General features: G+C 70.5%; 18 protein-coding genes. 14 read left to right on the forward strand and 4 right to left on the reverse strand.

Going from position 1 to position 18,263, the window contains the following annotated elements; all coding sequences use genetic code 11:
* Positions 1-74 precede the first annotated feature (74 nt).
* From AC07NS_RS01775 to AC07NS_RS01785, 3 genes are all read left to right on the forward strand, one after another.
* Entirely contained in the window at positions 75-1,172 is a 1,098-nt protein-coding gene (locus AC07NS_RS01775; RefSeq protein WP_494601017.1) for a hypothetical protein, read from the forward strand.
* 100 nt (positions 1,173-1,272) lie between these two features.
* Positions 1,273-1,758: a VOC family protein gene (locus AC07NS_RS01780; RefSeq protein ID WP_494601018.1), complete on the forward strand. Its 486-nt coding sequence runs from the start codon at positions 1,273-1,275 to the stop codon at positions 1,756-1,758.
* A gap of 77 nt (positions 1,759-1,835) precedes the next feature.
* On the forward strand, positions 1,836-2,822 hold the full coding sequence (locus AC07NS_RS01785) for a phosphotransferase (RefSeq protein ID WP_494601020.1): 987 nt from the start codon (positions 1,836-1,838) through the stop codon (positions 2,820-2,822).
* An 8-nt stretch (positions 2,823-2,830) separates the two neighbouring features.
* On the opposite strand, the gene AC07NS_RS01790 is transcribed toward AC07NS_RS01785, so the two are convergent.
* A complete protein-coding gene (locus AC07NS_RS01790) occupies positions 2,831-3,052 on the reverse strand; it encodes an alkylphosphonate utilization protein (RefSeq protein ID WP_487288045.1) in 222 nt (73 codons plus the stop codon).
* A gap of 122 nt (positions 3,053-3,174) precedes the next feature.
* Positions 3,175-5,196: a di-heme-cytochrome C peroxidase gene (locus AC07NS_RS01795; RefSeq protein ID WP_494601022.1), complete on the reverse strand. Its 2,022-nt coding sequence runs from the start codon at positions 5,194-5,196 to the stop codon at positions 3,175-3,177.
* A gap of 158 nt (positions 5,197-5,354) precedes the next feature.
* Here AC07NS_RS01795 and AC07NS_RS01800 point away from each other — a divergent pair, with 158 nt between their 5' ends.
* From AC07NS_RS01800 to AC07NS_RS01830, 7 genes are all read left to right on the forward strand, one after another.
* Positions 5,355-6,626 carry a cytochrome P450 gene (locus AC07NS_RS01800; protein ID WP_494601024.1) on the forward strand — a complete coding sequence of 424 codons (1,272 nt, stop codon included), beginning with the start codon at positions 5,355-5,357 and terminating at the stop codon, positions 6,624-6,626.
* Positions 6,627-6,812: 186 nt separating this feature from the next.
* Entirely contained in the window at positions 6,813-7,022 is a 210-nt protein-coding gene (locus AC07NS_RS01805) for a hypothetical protein (protein WP_494601025.1), read from the forward strand.
* A 58-nt stretch (positions 7,023-7,080) separates the two neighbouring features.
* The gene (locus tag AC07NS_RS01810) at positions 7,081-8,013 is read left to right on the forward strand and encodes an iron-containing redox enzyme family protein (RefSeq protein ID WP_494601026.1); all 933 of its coding nucleotides are present in this window, start codon (positions 7,081-7,083) and stop codon (positions 8,011-8,013) included.
* 13 nt (positions 8,014-8,026) lie between these two features.
* A complete protein-coding gene (locus AC07NS_RS01815; protein ID WP_494601027.1) occupies positions 8,027-8,293 on the forward strand; it encodes a hypothetical protein in 267 nt (88 codons plus the stop codon).
* 59 nt (positions 8,294-8,352) lie between these two features.
* Positions 8,353-8,697 (forward strand): hypothetical protein, encoded by a 345-nt coding sequence (locus tag AC07NS_RS01820; RefSeq protein ID WP_494601029.1) that lies wholly within the window; start codon positions 8,353-8,355, stop codon positions 8,695-8,697.
* Positions 8,694-9,287, forward strand: coding sequence for a hypothetical protein (locus tag AC07NS_RS01825; RefSeq protein ID WP_494601031.1), 594 nt, complete (start codon positions 8,694-8,696; stop codon positions 9,285-9,287). Before AC07NS_RS01820 ends, AC07NS_RS01825 begins: the two co-directional genes overlap by 4 nt.
* Before the next feature lie 96 nt (positions 9,288-9,383).
* The gene (locus tag AC07NS_RS01830; RefSeq protein ID WP_494601032.1) at positions 9,384-9,794 is read left to right on the forward strand and encodes a hypothetical protein; all 411 of its coding nucleotides are present in this window, start codon (positions 9,384-9,386) and stop codon (positions 9,792-9,794) included.
* Here AC07NS_RS01830 and AC07NS_RS01835 read toward each other — a convergent pair.
* Both AC07NS_RS01835 and AC07NS_RS01840 read right to left on the reverse strand, forming a co-directional pair.
* A complete protein-coding gene (locus AC07NS_RS01835) occupies positions 9,791-10,708 on the reverse strand; it encodes a site-specific tyrosine recombinase XerD (protein WP_494601033.1) in 918 nt (305 codons plus the stop codon). The genes AC07NS_RS01830 and AC07NS_RS01835 overlap by 4 nt on opposite strands.
* A complete protein-coding gene (locus tag AC07NS_RS01840) occupies positions 10,705-12,198 on the reverse strand; it encodes a hypothetical protein (protein ID WP_494601034.1) in 1,494 nt (497 codons plus the stop codon). Before AC07NS_RS01840 ends, AC07NS_RS01835 begins: the two co-directional genes overlap by 4 nt.
* A 227-nt stretch (positions 12,199-12,425) precedes the next feature.
* Here AC07NS_RS01840 and AC07NS_RS01845 point away from each other — a divergent pair, with 227 nt between their 5' ends.
* The 4 genes from AC07NS_RS01845 (at position 12,426) to aroB (ending at position 18,175) form a co-directional block, all read left to right on the forward strand.
* Entirely contained in the window at positions 12,426-14,855 is a 2,430-nt protein-coding gene (locus AC07NS_RS01845; RefSeq protein WP_494601035.1) for a membrane-bound PQQ-dependent dehydrogenase, glucose/quinate/shikimate family, read from the forward strand.
* The gene (locus AC07NS_RS01850) at positions 14,852-16,114 is read left to right on the forward strand and encodes a carbohydrate porin (protein WP_494601036.1); all 1,263 of its coding nucleotides are present in this window, start codon (positions 14,852-14,854) and stop codon (positions 16,112-16,114) included. The genes AC07NS_RS01845 and AC07NS_RS01850 overlap by 4 nt, the downstream gene beginning before the upstream one ends.
* Before the next feature lie 358 nt (positions 16,115-16,472).
* The gene (locus AC07NS_RS01855; protein WP_494601038.1) at positions 16,473-17,063 is read left to right on the forward strand and encodes a shikimate kinase; all 591 of its coding nucleotides are present in this window, start codon (positions 16,473-16,475) and stop codon (positions 17,061-17,063) included.
* Positions 17,060-18,175 carry a 3-dehydroquinate synthase gene (gene aroB / locus AC07NS_RS01860; RefSeq protein ID WP_494601039.1) on the forward strand — a complete coding sequence of 372 codons (1,116 nt, stop codon included), beginning with the start codon at positions 17,060-17,062 and terminating at the stop codon, positions 18,173-18,175. The genes AC07NS_RS01855 and aroB overlap by 4 nt, the downstream gene beginning before the upstream one ends.
* Positions 18,176-18,263 lie beyond the last annotated feature (88 nt).

The raw sequence follows: 18,263 nt of genomic DNA on the forward strand, positions 1-18,263 counted from the left end.
CCCTGTTGACGACTCGCCTTCATGTTGAGTTTGAAAACTCGACACGCGCAGCACGCGCACCGGTGAGGATTTCCATGGTCACGGCCGTCGCCCCCTCCCCCTACAGCTACGACCCCGTGGCGGACGCCCAGGCGAGCCTGCCGGGGCTGCGACGTCTTTTCGAGTTTGCTCACGTGTCGTTCGACGAGGCCGCCTATCTGAAGCAGGCCCAGAACCGCAAGGACATGTACGCCCAGGCGGCGGGCGCGTACGACCGGCGGGAAGCCATACTGGCGCAGGTCGAGACATCCATCCAGGCGCTGAACCTGCCGGAGTATGTCGAGCCGGCCGTGAAGGTGGACCTGTCCCCGGAGGCCAAGGCGGCCTTGGCGCAAGACGCCGCGCGGAAGCCTCCCGAAGCGTCCGACGCGACGCCCACGACCGGTGTCGCCATCACCCCGACCACGGGCGCGGCCACGGCCGTCGCCACGCCGGCCGAGACCTACCCCAAGGGCTCGCTCGCCTCCGAGAACAACCAGATGGCTGTCGGCATGGCCAAGGCCGCGCGCAACAACATCGAGATGCTGGGCCTGGACATCAGCCTGATCAACGGCGGCGTCTGGATGCTGAACAACACGGCCAAGTTCGACGACCTGCGCGCCCGGGGGATGGGCGGCGAGGCCGACATGATGGTCTACATTTCCGAGAAGTGGATCAACACAGGCCTGTCCTGGCTGGGAAGCACGCTCCGCGGGATGAACAGCCGGTTCGAGGTCTCGGGCGCGCCGCTCTACCGCACGACCGAGGGCAAGCTGAAGCTCGGCGACTTCACCCAGTCGGCCGGCGAGGCCGGCTGGTCGGTGTCGGTGCGCTCGACGGGCGAGGCTGTCGCCGTCGCCAACGGCCGCGACGTCAGCGACCAGGTCGACGACAGCTCCGCGTGGGGTTTCCGCTGGTCGGACGTCATCGCCGCCCGCAAGGCCAGGGAGGCCGCCGCGGCCATCGCCGCCAAGCCGGCGCCCCTGGCCTCGCCCACCGCGATCTCGGACGCGACCTCGGCCCCTGGGGCGACGGCGACCACGTCCTCCGCTTCGGCGCTGACCTCCGCGCCGATCAGCGCCGCCGCCTCGACGGCGGCGGTCGCCCTGGCGACGCTGCGCAACGTCGGACTGTCGGTCGACCGCTCGATCTGAAGCCGCGCGAGAATTCGTCTCGACGATGTCGGCTGCGTCGGCGTTCCATCGTCCTTGGGAAGACGCGGCCGATCGGGCCGCCGCCGAGGAAGGAAACGCCATGCCGAAGATCACGCCGTTCCTGTGGTTCGACAAAGAGGCCGAGGAAGCCGCCAACTTCTACGTCTCGATCTTTCCCAACTCCCGCATCCTGTCGATCAACCGCTATCCCGACGACGTGCCGCCGCCGGCCGGGCCGGGCGGCTCGGTGTCGACCGTCTATTTCGAGCTCGACGGCCAGGGCTTCACCGCGCTGAACGGCGGCCCGCACTTCAAGTTCGACGAGGCGGTGTCGTTCACCGTCGACTGCGACGGCCAGGCGCAGGTCGACCACTACTGGGACGCCCTGCTGGCCGGCGGCGGCCAGCCCTCGGCCTGCGGCTGGCTGAAGGACAAGTACGGCCTGTCCTGGCAGATCACCCCGCGCCAGCTGATCGAGCTGACCACCGGCCCCGACAAGGCCGTCGCCGGCCGCGTCTTCGCCGCCATGATGCAGATGGTGAAGATCGACGTGCCGACCCTGGAGCGGGCCGCGCGGAGCGAATAGGATTTAATCCGGGTAATATTGACTCTGATTTTTATCCGGGCGAATTAGGCGGCGCGCTTTTCAGGGAGCCGCCGCCCATGTCGTCCGCCGTCTCGTCCGCCCCCTCTTCCGTCGCCCGGATCCCCGCCGTCGCCCGCGCTCTGCGGGCAGCGTTCGCGGCCGACGCCGTCGATTCCGAGACTCGGCTGACCGGCGGGCTCTCCGGCGCCGGCAGCTGGCGCATCCGCGTCGGCGGCGTGCCCTATGCGCTGCGCATCGATACGGCCCGCGACGCCGTGCGCGATCCGGCCCGCGCCCAGGCCTGCCAGCGCATCGCAGCCGACGCCCTGCTGGCGCCTCGCTTGCGCTGGGCCGATGCGGAGAGCGGCGTGACGATCGTGGAGTGGATCGAGGCCCGGCCCCTGTCGGACTTCCCCGGCGGCGGCGAAGCCCTGGCGGCCGAACTGGCCCGCACCGTGCGCCTGCTGCACGAGACGCCGGCCTTCCCGCCCCTGGCCAAATCTGGACTCGACTATCTGGACGCCCTCGAGGGTCTGGTGCGCGGCCTGCTGGCCCGGCCGCTGCTGGCGCCCGCCACCCGCGAGGCCGCGGCGGCCCTATGGGACGGACTGGCCACGGCCGGCCGCGCGGCGGGGTGCGAGCCGGTCTCCAGCCACAACGACCTCAATCCCCGCAACATCCTCAGCGACGGCGTCCGGCTGTGGCTGATCGACTGGGAGGCGGCGTTCCTGGCCGACCGCTATGTCGACCTCGCCGCTATCGCCAACCTGTTCGCCCCGACCCCGGCCGCGACCGACCGCTTGCTGGCCGCCTATTTCGGCGCGCCGCCGACCGACGTGCAACGCGGCCGTCTGGCCCTGGCGCGCCGGGTCAGCCACCTGTTCTACGGCGTGATGTTCCTGACCCTGGCGGCGGGCGAGCGGCCGGACGCCCGCCTCGCCGAGACGACGCCGGCCCGCTCCCTGGCCGACCTGCACGCCGCCCTCGGGGCCGGCGAGCCGTTGCTGGAAACCTGGGACGGCCGCGTCGAATACGGCCTGGCCCGGCTGGCGGCGGCGGGCTAGACGCCGCCTCAGGCCTTCTTCACGAACTCCGTCCGCAGCACCAGGCCCCTCACCTTGTCGACATTGGCCTCGATCTCTTCGGGGTCGCCGGTCAGGCGGATCTTCTTGACCAGGGTCCCGCGCTTGAGGGTCACCCCGCCCGAGCCCTTGACCTTGAGGTCCTTGATCAGGGTGACGTTGTCGCCGTCGGCCAGGATCGCGCCGTTGGAATCGCGGGTTTCGTCGGACATGCAGAGGCCCCTTCAGCGGCCGGGCGGCGCGAAGGCGAAGCCCTTACAAAAGTTGCGGGCTTTCTAGGATGCGGCGGCCGAAGGCGTAAAGGCCTCCGGCCGTCTTTTCCGACTGCGTCTTCCTACTGGGTCTTCAGGAACTCGATCACCGCCGCCCGTTCCTCGGCGCTGAGCGCCGGGCCGACCACGCCCTTGGTCCCGGCCGGGGCGTCGCGGAACTCATGGCCCTTGTTCGAGCTGCCCTTGACGCTGACGTCCAGCTTGAAGGCCCCGCGCGGGCAGGCGGCCTTGACGTCCAGGCCGACGGCCTTGGGGTCGTAGGCGCGGTTGCCCAGGCAGAAGCTCGACGGCCGGTCGCCCGGCGCCCCCAGCAGGGCGGTGAGCGAGGGCACCGAGCCGTTGTGCAGATAGGGCGGCGCGGCCCAGATGCCGTTCAGCGGCCGGGCCTTGTAGGCCGGCGGGGCCTGGATGCAGTTGGGGCGGTTGCCCTTGTCGGCGTCGGCCTCGACGCTCTTGATCGGCGTGCCCTCGTCGACGTGGAACTTGTCGACCACGAACTGCACCGCCGAGGCCAGGGCCTGGCCGAAGGTCATGTCCGTGGCCGGCTTGGTCGGCGTCGTGAAGCAAGTGACGCCGGTGTTCGGATCCGTGACGCCGGGCTGCAGGCCCAGGGCCAGCGGCGTCTTGATCTTGCGGGCCGACAGGATCTCGGCCTGGCCGGGATCGGTGCCCACAACGCTGAGCGGGATGATGTTGACCTTCAGATAGCTCTCGCCGTGCTCGTTGGCCGTGGTCCACAGCGACGGCGTGTAGAGCGCCTGGTTCGGGTCGTCGACCGGCGGCAGGTGGCAGCCCTGGCAGCGCAGGGCGTAGACCTTGCGGCCCGCCTCGGCCTTGGCGATGTCGATCCGGCCCAGCACGTCCTGCGGCCACTTCGGACCCGACAGGCCCTTGAAGCCGCGCACCCGGCCGTCGGGCTCGCGATCCAGCGGGTTGGGGCCTTCGATCTGCTGCTCCATCCGCGCCAGATTGCCCACCGGCACCGACGAATCCCACAGCTTGTGGGGCTGGTCGTAGGTGGTCATGTTCACCCGCGCCAGCACCCCGATCGCCTCGCCGACATTGCGGATGGCCGGCTGGCCGATCGAGCCGTCGTACTGCGCCCAGGTGAACCACGGCGTGGTCCACAGGTGCGGATACTTCACCGGCGCGCTCAGGGCCGCGTAGTTGACCAGCGGGTCGAAGGTCGCCGACTTCACCGGCAGCAGGTTGACGTAGAACACCTCGTTGCCGATGCGGTTGAGGGCGTCCAGGCGGTTGAAGCCCTCGGGCACGCCGTCGCGCTTGTCGATCTCGGAGGTCGCCTTGGCCGCCGCGGCCAGGGTCTTGATCGTCGCCTTCAGGTCGGCGTGTAGCTGCTTGCGCTGGGCCTTGGTGGCCTTGGGGCCGAGCACCCGGTCGGCGAACGAATTGAAGCGCCAGGGCAGCACGTCGGTCAGCAGCAGGGCCGCGCCCAGGGTGCTGGTCAGCTGGCCCAGGCTCGAGGCGGCGTTGCCGCCGTCGATGCGCAGGGAGACGCCGTTATATTCCAGGTGGCCCGTGTGGCAGGCGGCGCAGGTCAGGCCCACCTGGTCGGGCAGCATCTTGCCGGTGGTCGGGTCGGCATAGGCCTTGGTGATGGCGAAGCCCACCGGCATGCCGGCCGGATTGAGGCCCTTGTTGCTCTCGACCGAGGCGTCGGCGGGCACGCCGCCGATCTTGTGCTTGTAGCCGTAGGCCTTCTCGCGCCAGCCGGCCGGACCGGCCTGACCGCCGCCCGACGGCGGGCTGGGGATGAAGCCCAGCTTCTGCATGTAGCCGTCGTTGATGAACAGCTTCTCCTTGCCGGGCAGGATCTTCGGTTCGGCCACGGCCACGAACCAGGCGTAGGGGATCGGCAGGGTCGAGGTGCCCTGGGTGGCGTGGTGGAACCAGTAGCGGTCGCTCTCGCTCCAGCCCTGGTCGAGCCAGCGGGCCTCGCGCACCGGCTGGGCCGGCGGCAGCGGCGGCTCGACGAAGGCGAGCACCTTCTGGATCCCGATACCCACCGCCACGAAGACGACAAGCGCCAAGACCCACAGGGCGGCTTTCTTGAATCCCGACATCGACGATCCCCTCCGCGACGCACCCCATAAGAATGCAATTTTGAGGACTCATCAACATGGGATACAATTTCTGGAAGTGATGCGCTCGCCCTCTCGTGGCGGGCGCGTCTCGGGGCCGCTTTTTCAGAACAACCAAACCCGCCAAGCCGAGGTCAAAGATGGTCGATGTCGCAGCATCATCGTTCCTGGACGCCTATGACGCCGCGCAGCAGCCGCAGCAGAAACTGGGCCTGCTCTATCAGTGGATCGCCACCAAGCCCTTGGCGCTGTTCAAGGAATTGAGGGCCAAGCGGCCGATCCTGGTCACGCCCGGCGGGCCGACCATCCTGGCCATGTTCGCCGACGTCGAGGAGGCCCTGACCCGGAACCTGCAGTTCACGGTCAAGCCCTACGCCCCCAAGATGGACCCGGCCGTCGGCCCGTTCATGCTGGCCCGCGACGGCACGGTCTACAACCAGCGCGACAAAAGCATCATGCGCGCCCTGATCCAGCAGGTCGACCTGCCCAGCGTGCGCCAGACCGTGGCCAAGATCGGCGCCAAGCTGATCGCCCAGGGCGCCTCGCCCGACGGCCGGCTGGAGCTGGTCTCGCAGGTCACCCGTCCCGGCCCGATCGCCCTGACCGGCCAGTACTTCGGCTTCCCGGGGCCGGACCTGACGGCGATGCTGCGCTGGTCCTACGCCACCCAGAACGACATGTTCCACAACCTGACCGACGATCCCAAGGTGCATGCGGCCAACATCGCCGCCGGCGCCGAGATGCGGTCCTATCTGGAAGACTTCCTGCCTCGCCGCGCCAAGCAGGTGAAGGCCGATCCCAAGCTCGACGACGTGGTCTCCCGCATGCTGCGCCTGCAGACTCCGCCGCAGATCGGCTTCGACCAGGGCCGGATCCTTTCGAACACAATGGGCCTGCTGGTCGGCGGCATCGAGACCACCTCGGCCGCCATCGTCCAGGCGATCGACCAGCTGCTCGACCGGCCCGACCAGATGGTCGCCGCCAAGCGCGCGGCCCAGGCCAATGACGACGCGACCTTCGACGCCATCTTCTGGGAGGCCCTGCGCTTCAACCCGATGGCCCCGTTCGTGGTGCGCCTGCTGGTCGAGCCCTACACGATCGCCGCCGGCACCCCGCGCCAGACCACCCTGGCGGCCGGCACGGTGGTCTTCGCCAGCGTCGCCTCGGCCATGCACGACGGCACGGTGGTTCCCGATCCGGAGACCTTCAAGCCCGGCCGCCCGGCTTATCACTACCTGCACCTGGGCTTCGGCGAGCACCGGTGCCTGGGCGACCAGGTCAGCCTGATGCAGGCCCCCGAACTGGCCAAGCAGATCATCAAGGCCGGCTTCTGCAAGCGCGCGGCGGGCGCGGCCGGCCATCTCGACTTCAAGGGCGGCCCGTTCCCGGAAAGCCTGGTGCTGACGAAGTAGGAAACGGCGCGGCGGCGCGGCTCGAAAGCGCCGCCGCGAACACCCGACGCGGGCTTTGAGTTCCCATTGATTTCAAGACTTTAAGCCCTGACCGCCGTCGCCTTTCCGACATAGGAACGGCTGACGCGGACGCTCGTTTGCCTCCTCGCCGCCGGCCTCGGCGCGCACATCAGGGAAGCGACGACCATGACCGACAACACCGAAAACCAAGGCCGCGAAAACCCGGGCCTGCAACAGCAGCGCGGTGACGAGCAGCGCCCCCAGCCGGGCCAGCAGAACCAGCAGGGCGATCGCGTCCGCGACGACAAGGATCGTCAGGACGACGGTCTCGGCGGCGCCGATCGCGGCGACGAACTGCCGTCCGACGTCACCGACGAAGCCGGCGTCGAGCGCTGATCCAAAAGGGCCGCTCCTCGGAGCGGCCCGATCCTTCCCAACCTCGTGGAGTAGAGCCGTGTTTGGTGGCGAACGTCTTTCTCGCCTGGGCGCGTTCAGCCCGCAGTTTCCCGACGCCGAAGCCCTGCACAAGGGTCTGGCCCACTGGAACCACCGCCGCCTGGCGCCCGCCGCGCCCTCCGACGACTGGCGCCAGACGCTGGACGACGACGGCCGGATGCAGCGCCTGGAGGGCGAGTTCGTCGAGGCCTTCCGCGCCCATGTCGCGCCGCTGGTCGCCGACGTCCCGCGCGACCCCGACGGCTTCATCGCCTGGTTCGAGGCCCTCGAAGCCCACGGTCCGGGCCAATGGGACCCGCTGTTCGACTGGCTGGAGGGCGAGGCCTCGATGGAGGACCTCAAGTGGTTCCTCACCCAGGAGGCGGCCGGCGAGGCCGGCTTCGACGACCTGGTGGCCATGACCCAGGTCAAGGTTCCCGACCGCGCCAAGCTGGAGCTGGCCCGCAACTATTGGGACGAGATGGGCCGCGGCTCGGCCCGCGGCATGCACGGCCCGATGCTGTCGCGCACCACCGCCCATTTCGGCCTGACCCCGACCATCGATTCCACCCTATGGCAGTCGCTGTGCCTGGCCAACACCATGACCGCCTTCGCCGCCAGCCGCCGCTATGTCTGGCAGTCGATCGGCGCCCTGGGCGTGGTCGAGCTGACCGCGCCGGGCCGCGTGGCCTGCGTCGACGCCGGTCTCAAGCGTCTGGGCGTCGCCCCCGAGGCCCGCAAGTACTTCGCCCTGCACGCCCAGCTCGACGTCGAGCACTCCAAGGCCTGGAACGCCGAGGCCCTGGTCCCGCTGGTGGCCGAGGATCCCTCACGCGCGCCGTTCATCGCCGAGGGCGCGGTGATGCGCCTGCTGTGCGGCGAGCAGTGCTTCGAGACCTATCGCGCCCATCTCTGGGCCCACGCCCACCCGCTGGTCTACGCGGCCGAATAGGAAACGCCCCGCCATGAGCTGCACGTTCGAGGTGTCGCCCTATGACGGCGGCTGGTGCGTGAAGATCACCGACACCGGCGAGGTGTTGTTCTTCACCGCCCGCCGCCGCGCGCTCGCCGAGGCCCGCCTGCTGGCCCGGACCTGGCCCTCGCCCGCCAGCGTGCGGGTGCGCGGCCGTGCGGTCTCGGAGCGCAGCTTCGAAAGCTGGGCCGAAGCGCCGTCCGAGCTGGCGCCGGAGTCGGTTCAGCCCTTCGCCTATCCGCTCGGCGCGCCGGCCTGATTGCGAACGCGCCACGGCTCGCGCATCTTCGCCGCCGCCAAGTCAGCGGGGTGTCCTCCATGGTCGATCGAATAAGGGGCAAGATCGTCGCCACCGGCGTCTGGCTCTATGACGGCAGCCTGCCTCGCACCGTCGAGATCCAGGCCAGCAACTACGACTACACCTACGAGGAAGCCCTCGAAGAGTACGAGGACGCTCTAGCGGTCGGCCAGGAGGATGAAGTCCGCAAACCGGAAGCGCCCCGGTCGCTCGGCCCCGATGGCTGGCTCTACAAGGTCGACGGCTGGGGCGGCGGCCTGTTCGAAAGCCTCGACGCCGCCATGGCCTGGGCCAACGCGCGGCCCTGGGGACCGGTGACCTGGGCCCCCTGCCCCGGCGGTGAGGACTTGGGCGTCGCCTCGTGATCCCCGCCGGCTATCTCCTCAAGCGCATCGTCCCCCCGCCGCAATTCCTGGAGGGGGCGACGATTGTTGACGTCTGCAGCGCCTCCGACTGCGTCAACGAGGACGTGATCGATCTCCAGAACATCTGGGCGCACAACGGCTTCGGTGTCGCCAACACGCCCGCCGACCTGTGGAGCCGCTTGCCCGATCCGGGCGCGGGCAAGACCGCCGATGACGGCGTGCTGTTCTATTACGAGGTCTACGAGCAGGAGATCCCGTACGACGGCCAGGCCTTCGATCCCGGCGGCTGGCGGCCGCTGTCGCCGCCGACCGCGCCCGGCGTGGACACCGCCGTCATCCCGCCGTCGGAAGGCCTGAAAACCCAACTGATCGGCTATGACGTCGTGGTGTTCGACGACTTCCTCTGCCACTCGCCGCTGTCCTGTAACGGCGTCGCGAAAGAACTGCCGGTCAACGCCCGTTGCCTGTTCGACACGCTGGAGGCGGCCAAGGCCGCCATCGACGCCGGCGCCTTCGGCAGCGGCTGCGAGGACGGGATCTACCGGATCTTCTCGGTCGGCATCGTGACTCCAGACCCCATGACGACCTAGGCTTTCGCGGCTAGTCGACAGACGCTGCACACGGCCTGCACGGGCGCGTGGCATGCTGCTCGGCCAAGGCACGGAACGAAGGGGCGACGGGCGCCGATGAGGTTTGGACTGCTTGCGCTAGGCGCGGCGCTCACGGCGGTGATGGCGCTCTTCGCCTTCACGCCCCTGGCCTGGATGCTGGCGGGGCGGCCCGACGGGTCCTATCCGGAAATCCTCTTCGGCTTCATCGGCCTGCCGCTGGCCCTGGTCGTGCTCGCCGCCGGCGGACTGGCGGCTAGGCGCGCGCCGGCGCCCGGACGCGGCGTCCTGGTCGCCCTGCGCGTCGTGGCCGCGCTGGCGACCGCCGGAAGCGCGCTGCTGTTTCTGTCGGCCCTGCCGCCCCCACCGGGCGGCGGGCCGCCGCAACTGCTGCTGAACGCCGTCTGCCTCGCCATGCCGATCCTGGTGATCGCCCTGGCCGTCATCGCCGCACTGGTCTTCGGACAGCAGCGGCGCGGCGCAATCTAGTCCTTCCGCCCCAGCGGATGCTTGGTCCGCACCACCTCGGCCAGGTGCTCGCCGGCGACGTGGGTGTAGATCTGGGTGGTGCCGATGTCGGCGTGGCCCAGCAGGGTCTGGATGACCCGCAGGTCGGCGCCGCCCTCCAGCAGGTGGGTGGCGAAGGCGTGGCGCAGGACGTGGGGGCTGACCTTCTCGCGGTCGATGCCGGCGGCGATGGCGGCGTCCTCCAGCAGTTGCGACACCCGCCGCCCCGTCAGCCGTCCGCCCTTGCCGCGCGAGGGAAAGAGCCAGGCGCTGGCCTTCTCGCCCCTTGGCAGGAATTGCGGCCTTTCCTCCAAATAAGCCTTCACCGCCGTGCGGGCCGCGTCGTTCAGCGGGGCCAGCCGCTCCTTGCCGCCCTTGCCCTTGACCATCAGGAAGGCCGGATCCCGCGCCAGGGCCGACAGCGGCAGGGCCAAGAGCTCCGAGATCCGCAGGCCCGAGGCGTAGAGCAGCTCGATGATGCAGGTCAGGCGCAGGCCCTGAGCCCCGTCCTTGGCCGAGGCCGCCGCCAGCAGGGCGTCGATCTCGGCCCGCGACAGCACCTTGGGCAAGGGTCGGCCGGCCTTGGGCGCGACCACCCGGCGGGAGGGGTCGTCGGCCCGCCAGCCCTCGCCCAGGGCGAAGCGGTAGAACTGCCGCACGGCCGAACGTCGCCTGGCGGCGGTAGCCGGTGAAAGTCCGCGCGCGCCGAGGTCCTGGAAATAGGCCTCGACGGCCTCGGCGTCGGCGGCGTCGAGATCATTGCCCGTTCGCCCCAGGAAGCCCCGGGCGTCGGCCAGGTCCTTCTCGTAGGCGCGCAGGGTGTTGGCGGCCGCCGCGCGCTCGACGGCCATCATTTCCAGGAAAGCCTCGACCCAGCCTTCGGATTTGCCGCTCATTTCTTCTTCACGGCGGGCTTGGCGGCGGGTTTCGCGGCTGCCGCCTTCGGCGGGGCCGGCGGCGCGGGCAGCAGACCCTCGACGGCGATCGCCCGGGCGTCGGCGGCAAGGCCCACGCGGTTAAGGGCCGAGACGATGCGGGCGCGGTCGCCCGCCGACGGTCCGGCGACGCCAGCCTCGGTCGCGACCGACAGGGCCAGCAGCGCGGCCTCGCCTTTGCGGCCGGCGGCGGCGGCGCTGTCGAGCAAGGCCAGGCGCGCGGCCGAGGCGGTGGACTTGCCGGCCTCGAAGCCGGCGAAGGTCGCGCGGTCCTCGGGGCTCAGCACGCCGCCCAGGCCTTGCAGCACCACGGCGGCCGGCTGGACCGGCGACTTGGGCCCGCCCGCCGCGCCCAGCTCCACCAGTCGGTCCAGCGCCTGGTCGGTCGAGCCGCCCGACGCCGCCGCCAGGGCCGCGTCGAACAGGGCCAGATCCTGGGTCGTCACCCCGGGGATGGCGTCGGCGGTCATGCCGCCGCGGATCGCCTGGGCAGTCTTGACGTCGCCGGCCGCCAGGGACGCGCGCAGGAACAGCGCCTGGTCGATCGGGCCTCCGGCCGAGGCTGCCGTGGCGATCAGCGGCGCGGCGGCGCGAGCGGCGGCGGCGTAGTCCGCCCCCGGCCTGGCGGTGCGCAGAAAGGCCCAGTCCGAGACCTGCGCGGCCGCCACGTCGGTCGGGGCCGGCGCGATCACCGGCCGCAGGGCGGGCGAGGCCGTGGCGGCCGCCGCCGGGGTCTTGATGTCCAGCGCCAGCGTGGTCGACAGGGCGTAGTTGATCCCGCTGCTGAGGTCGCCCGCCCCCGTGGCCGGCGTCTTGGCCAACAGGGCGGTCATCAGCCGGGCATAGGCGGGATCCTTGCCCTGCTGCTGGGCCAGGTTGAAGGTCAGCTGGGCCTGGTCGAGCTGGCCCGCGCGCTGCTGGCAGAAGGCCCGCAGGCGCAGCCAGTAGCCGGCCCCGCGATCGACGCTCAGCGCATCGGCGATGGCGCAGGCCCGCTCGTCGTCGCCTCGGATCAGGTTGGCTTCGGCCGCGGCCATGGCCAGGGCGGCGTTCTGGTCGAGGCCTGGGGTGCGGTCCAGCACCTGCTTGGCCCCGGCCGCCTCGCCCAGGGCGACCAGGGCCAGAGCCCGCGCGCCGCCCATCGCCGGATCATCGCCCACGCCCTTGGGCGCATGGGCCCCGGTCGCCAGCACCCGGCGGGCCAGCTCGGCGAAGGCCGGCGACAGCGGCTTGGCGGCGAGGGTCGGCAGGATCTGGCGCATCAGTTCCGGCGAGGCGTCCTTCCACAGATCGCCCGGCAGGCCGGTTTCGGCGGCCGGCGTCGAGAACAGGTCCGGCGGCGCCAGGGTGGTCACGGCCACGGCCGGCTCTTGAGCTTGAGCGGAAGCGACGGCGATCACCGACAGGGCGGCGGCGGCGAGCAGGAGCGAGGAACGCGGGGAGAAAGCCATGCGCCCACTATGGCAAGGAAGCACGGCAGGCAGAAGACGGTCCGGCGGCCGGAAGGGGGCGCGGACGTAACCTTGGTCGTCCAGAAAGGCTTGCGAGCCGCCGGATTTGGGTCCAATTGCGGAAATGTACAGCTTACGTAGCGTGAGCTTGAGCCTTGGGGGGCTCCAACGTCCGGTCGGACGGGAGTGGTCGAGCAGCGCCGATCATCCGCAGGAGATCCCGCCGAATGCCCCTCTCTCCCCCCGATACTCGCCTCGCGCCCGTGGCCAGGCTGTGGCTGCTGCTGCTGGGCGCGGTCATCCTGGCCGCCGGGCTGTTCTTCGTGGTCGGCGGCGGCAAGCTGCTGAGCCTGGGCGGCAGTCCCTACTTCCTGGTCGCGGGCCTGGCGCTGGTCGCGGCCGGCGTGCAGATCGCCCGGGCCAAGGCGAGCGGCGCCCTGCTGTTCGGCGCGGTGTTCGTGCTGACCGTGCTGTGGGCGGTCTGGGAGTCGGGCTTTTCGTTCTGGCCGCTGATCTCGCGCCTGCTGGCGCTGAGCGTCGGCGCGGCCGTCGTCGCCTTCTCCTATCCGCTGATGGCGCGGGCCAGCGGCAAGGCGCCGGCCTTCGTTCCGGCCCTGGCGCTGGGCGCGGTGCTGGCCGTGGGCTCGGCCGCCGGCTTCGCCAGCATGTTCGTCGCCCACCCCACCGTGGCCTTCGCCGGCGCGGCGGCGGGCCTGGTCCCCATCGATCCGGCCAAGGCCCAGAAGAACTGGGAGGCCTACGGCAACACCCCTGGAGCCAGCCGCTTCGTCGCCCTGGCCGAGATCACCCGCGACAACGTCAAAGACCTGAAGGTCGCCTGGACCTACCGCACCGGCGACATCGCGGTCAGCGACGGCAACGGCGCCGAGGACCAGGACACCCCGCTGCAGGTCGGCGACACCGTCTACATCTGCACCCCGCACAACAACGTCGTCGCGCTGGACGCTGACACCGGCCGCGAGAAGTGGAAGACGATCGTCGACGCCCACGCCTCGGTGTGGATGCGCTGCCGGGGCCTGGCCTATTTCGACGCCGGCGCGCCCCTGGCCCAGCCCACCGTCTCCGGCGCCACGCCGATCCTGGCCGCGACCGTGCCCGAAGGCGCCCCCTGCCGCCGCCGCATCCTGATGAACACCATCAACGCCGTGCTGATGGCCTTCGACGCCGACACCGGCAAGGCCTGCGAGGGCTTTGGAACCGGCGGCCGGGTGGACCTGAAGGCTGGCCTCGGCGACGCGCCCGACCCGCAGTACCAGTTGACCGCCGCCCCGACCCTGGCCGGGACCACCATCGTGGTCGGCGGCCGCATCGCCGACAACGTCCAGGTCGACATGCCCGGCGGCGTGGTGCGCGGCTTCGACGTCATCACCGGCGCCCTGCGCTGGGCCTTCGACCCGGGCGATCCGTCGGTCACCAAGGAGCCGCCGGCCGGCAAGACCTACGCCCGCTCGACGCCCAACGTCTGGTCGTCGATGTCGTACGACGCCGCCTCCAACACCGTGTTCATGCCGGTGGGCAGCGCCTCGGTCGACCTCTATGGCGTCACCCGCAGCGCGCTCGACCACCGCTACGGCGCCTCGATGCTGGCGCTCGACGCCACCACCGGCCGCGAGAAGTGGGTGTTCCAGACCGTCCACAACGACCTGTGGGACTTCGACGTGCCGATGCAGCCCAGCTTCATCGACTTCCCCAAGGCCGGCGGCGGCAGCATTCCCGCCCTTGTCTTCGGCACCAAGGCCGGCCAGCTCTATGTGCTGGATCGCGCCACCGGCAACCCGCTGACCAAGGTCGAGAACGTGCCGGTCAAGGCCGCCAACATCCCCGGCGAGCCCTACGCCCTGACCCAGCCCAAGTCGGTCGGCATGCCGCAGATCGGGTCCCAGACCCTGAAGGAAGCCGACATGTGGGGCGCCACGCCCTTCGACCAGCTGCTGTGCCGCATCGCCTTCAAGGGCATGCGCTACGAGGGCCTCTACACCGCCCCGGGCACGGACAAGTCGCTGAGCTTCCCCGGCTCGCTGGGCGGCATGAACTGGGGCGGGCTGTCGACCGACCCGACCACCAACACCATCTTCGTCAACGACATGCGCCTGGGCCTCTGGGTGGAGATGACGCCCCAGGCCGCCAAGGCCACGGCCGCCGCCGGCGGCGAGGCGGTCAACACCGGCATGGGCGCCGTCCCCCTGAAGGGCACGCCCTATTCAGTGAACAAGAACCGCTTCCTGTCGGTGCTGGGCATTCCCTGCCAGGCCCCGCCCTACGGCACGATGACCGCCATCGACATGACCACCCAGAAAATCAAGTGGCAGGTCCCGGTCGGCACGGTGCGCGACACCGGCCCGCTGGGGATCAAGATGGGCCTGCCGATGCCGATCGGCCTGCCCACCCTGGGCGGCAGCCTGGCCACTCAGGGCGGCCTCGTCTTCTTCGCCGGCACGCAGGACTACTACCTGCGGGCCTTCAGCTCGGCGACGGGCAAGGAAGTGTGGAAGGCCCGCCTGCCGGTCGGCAGCCAGGGCGGCCCGATGAGCTACCGCTCGCCCAAGACCGGCAAGCAGTACGTGGTGATCACCGCCGGCGGCGCCCGCCAGTCGCCCGACCGCGGCGACTACGTCATCGCCTACGCCCTGAAATGAGCGGGCGCCTCGAACGGCTAAGCGCCGCCGCCGGTCTGGCGGCGGCGCTCCTCGCCTCGTCGGCTCTCGCCTCGTCCGCTCTGGCTGAAGAGCGCACGACCTTGACCGGCGACTGGGGCGGGCTCCGCACCGACCTCGCCGAAGACGGGATCGCCTTTCGCGGCGACTATGTCTCGGAAACCTTCAGCGCCATCGACGGCGGCCTGCGACGGGGCGGCGGCTACACCCAGCAGATCCGCATCGGCGCCGACTTCGACCTGGAGAAGCTGTCGGGCTGGTCGGGCGCCATCGCGCACCTCACCTTCAACGACCGGCGCGGCAAGGGCGTGTCGTCCGACGTGGTCGGCAACCGCCTGCCGATCCAGGAGGCCTATGGCGGCCAGTATTCCCGGCTGACCGAAGCCTCCATCGAGCAGAAGCTGGGCCGACTGAACCTGCGGGCCGGCTACTTCGCCATGGGCAACGACCTGGGCGGCATGGCCATCGGCTGCAACCTGGTCAACGCCGCCTTCTGCGCCCACCCGCTATCGATGTCGGGCGACAGCGGCTGGTACAACTATCCCAACGCCCGCTGGGGCCTGGCCGCGCGCTACGCGCTGCGGCCGGATCTCTTGGTGCGCACCGGCGTCTACCAGGTGAACCCGTCGCTCAACGACAAGGCCAACGCCTACAAGCCGTTCGCCTCCGGCTCGACCGGGGTGATGCTGCCGCTGGAGGTCGAATACGACCGCGGCGCCGCCGGAAAGCTGCCCGGCCACTACAAGCTCGGCGCCTATTACGACAGCTCGCGCGTCACGCGGCAGGGCGAGACGGGCAAGGTGAAGGGCCGCTACGGCGTCTACCTGCTGGCCGACCAGATGGTCTGGCGCCAGGGAAGCGGCGGGCGAGGATTGTCGCTGTTCGGCCAGGTCACCCTCAATCCCAAGGCCTCGGCCCCGATCACCCGCTGGTACGAGGCGGGCCTGGTACAGACCGGAACCTTCCCCGGCCGCGACGCCGACACCGTGGCCCTGGGCGTGGTGCACGCAAAGCTCAATCCACGCCTGCGCCAGGCCTATGCGGACGCCTCGCCGACCCTGGTCGACTACGCCTCCCTCCCGGCCGGCGAAACCGCGATCGAACTCAGCTACGGCTGGCAGGCGACCCGCTGGCTGATCGTCCGCCCCGACGTGCAGTACATCCTCGACCCCGGCGCCTTCAGCTATCGCTCGACGCCCAACGCCCTGGCGGTGGGGGCGCAGGTGAAGGCGCAGTTCTAAATGCGGTTTTCGCCGTCCCCTCTCTCATGGAGAGAGGGAGGGGCCCGCGCCGCAGGCGTGGGAGGGTGAGTGGGTAGGCGAAGCCCCCGGACGATCTTGGCGACGATCTTGGCGCTGCGAGCGCTGTGCCGGCACGCCGGCTGAAGGTGTAACCACTCACCCTCCCATCGCTACGCGATGGGCCCCTCCCTCTCTCTAAGAGAGAGGGTTTTCGCGCTCGACCTCCGCAAAGGACGCAACGGCCACCAAACTCCCCCGCCCAGCCCCGCCCTGCCGCAAAACTAACGCCCGCCCCAGGAATAAGCGGAACCCGGGGCGTGGCGGCGGCGGCTCGGGTCGTGTATCGGGGGGATCGACCATGACCGCCGACCTCGCCCCGCCGCGCTATCCAGAGCTCCGTGACCAGACCATCGTGCTGGTCGGATTGATGGGCGTGGGCAAGTCAAGCGTCGGCCGGCGCCTGGCCCAGACCCTCGACCTGCCGTTCCGCGACGCCGACAACGAGGTCGAGCGCGCCGCCGGACGCGGCATTCCCGAGATCTTCGCCGAGATGGGCGAGGCCGCCTTCCGCGACGGCGAGCGGCGGGTGATCGCCCGCCTGCTGGAGGATCCGCCCCACGTGCTGGCCACCGGCGGCGGGGCCTTCGTCAACGCCGAGACCCGCGCCCTGATCAAGGACAAGGCCATCGCCGTCTGGCTGAAGGCGGATCTCGAGCTGCTGGCCCGCCGCGTCGGCCGCAAGGACGGCCGGCCGCTGCTGAAGAACCGCGACCCGATGGACGTCCTGCGCGAGCAGGCCGCCGCCCGCTATCCCGCCTATGGCGAAGCCCACCTGACCGTCGAGACCGGCGACACGCCCCACATGGTGGCCGTCGAGGCCGTCATCGCCGCCCTGCAGGGCCGCCTCGCCGCTTCCGCCGACGACGTTTCCGAAAGAGTACAGCCGTGATCCGCACCGTTCCCGTGGGCCTGGGCGATCGCGCCTACGACGTCGTCATCGGCACGGGCCTGATCGACAAGGCCGGCGAGTACGTCGTGCCGTTCCTGGGGAAGCGCAAGCGCTGCGCCGTGGTCACCGACGCCAATGTCGGCGAGCACCATGTCGAGCGGCTGTCGGTGTCGCTGGAGAAGGCCGGCGCCGCGGTCGACGTCATCGTCCTGCCGCCGGGCGAGGAGACCAAGAGCTTCGAGGGCCTGGCCCACCTGTCGGACCAGCTGCTGGCGCTCGCCCTCGAGCGCGGCGACATGATCGTGGCCTTCGGCGGCGGCGTGATCGGCGACCTCGCCGGCTTCGCGGCGGCGATCTACAAGCGCGGCGTCGACTTCATCCAGATCCCGACCACCCTCTTGGCCCAGGTCGACAGCTCGGTCGGCGGCAAGACCGCCATCGACACGCCGCGCGGCAAGAACCTGATCGGCGCCTTCCACCAGCCGCGCCTGGTGCTCGCCGACCTCGACGTCCTGGCCACCCTGCCCGCCCGCGAACTGGCCTGCGGATATGCCGAGGTGGTCAAGTACGGCCTGCTGGGCGACTTCGACTTCTTCGAGTGGCTGGAGAAGCATGTCCACGCCGTTCTGGAACGCGACACCGAGGCCCTGGTCCGCGCCGTCGGCCGCAGCGTCGAGATGAAGGCCGAGATCGTCGAGGAAGACGAGAAGGAAGCCGGCCGCCGCGCCCTGCTGAACCTCGGCCACACCTTCGGCCACGCGATCGAGGCCGAGATGGGTTTCGGCGACGCGCTGAAGCACGGCGAGGCCGTCGGCGTCGGCATGGCCCAGGCCTTCCGCTTCTCGGCCGCGCAGGGCCTGTGCTCGGCCCAGGACGCCGTCCGCGCCGAGGCCGCCATCAAGGCCGCCGGCCTGCCGACCAAGCTGTCGGACGTGCGCGCCGAACCTTTCGACGCCGACGCCCTGATCGCCCACATGGGCCAGGACAAGAAGGCCGAGGGCGGCGCCCTGACCTTCGTGCTGGTCCGCGCCATCGGCGATGCGTTCGTCGCCAAGGGCGTCGATCCGGCCCCGCTGCGCGCCTTCCTGGTCGCCGAGGGCGCGGCCGGCTGACCGACTGGTCAGATTTCGCCCACAGCCCCCGCCTCGGCGCCCCTTGGCGCCGCATCCGCGCAATGGTCAAGCTTTCTGCAGGCGAACC

The organism is Caulobacter sp. GW821-FHT10A10 (assembly GCF_059415745.1).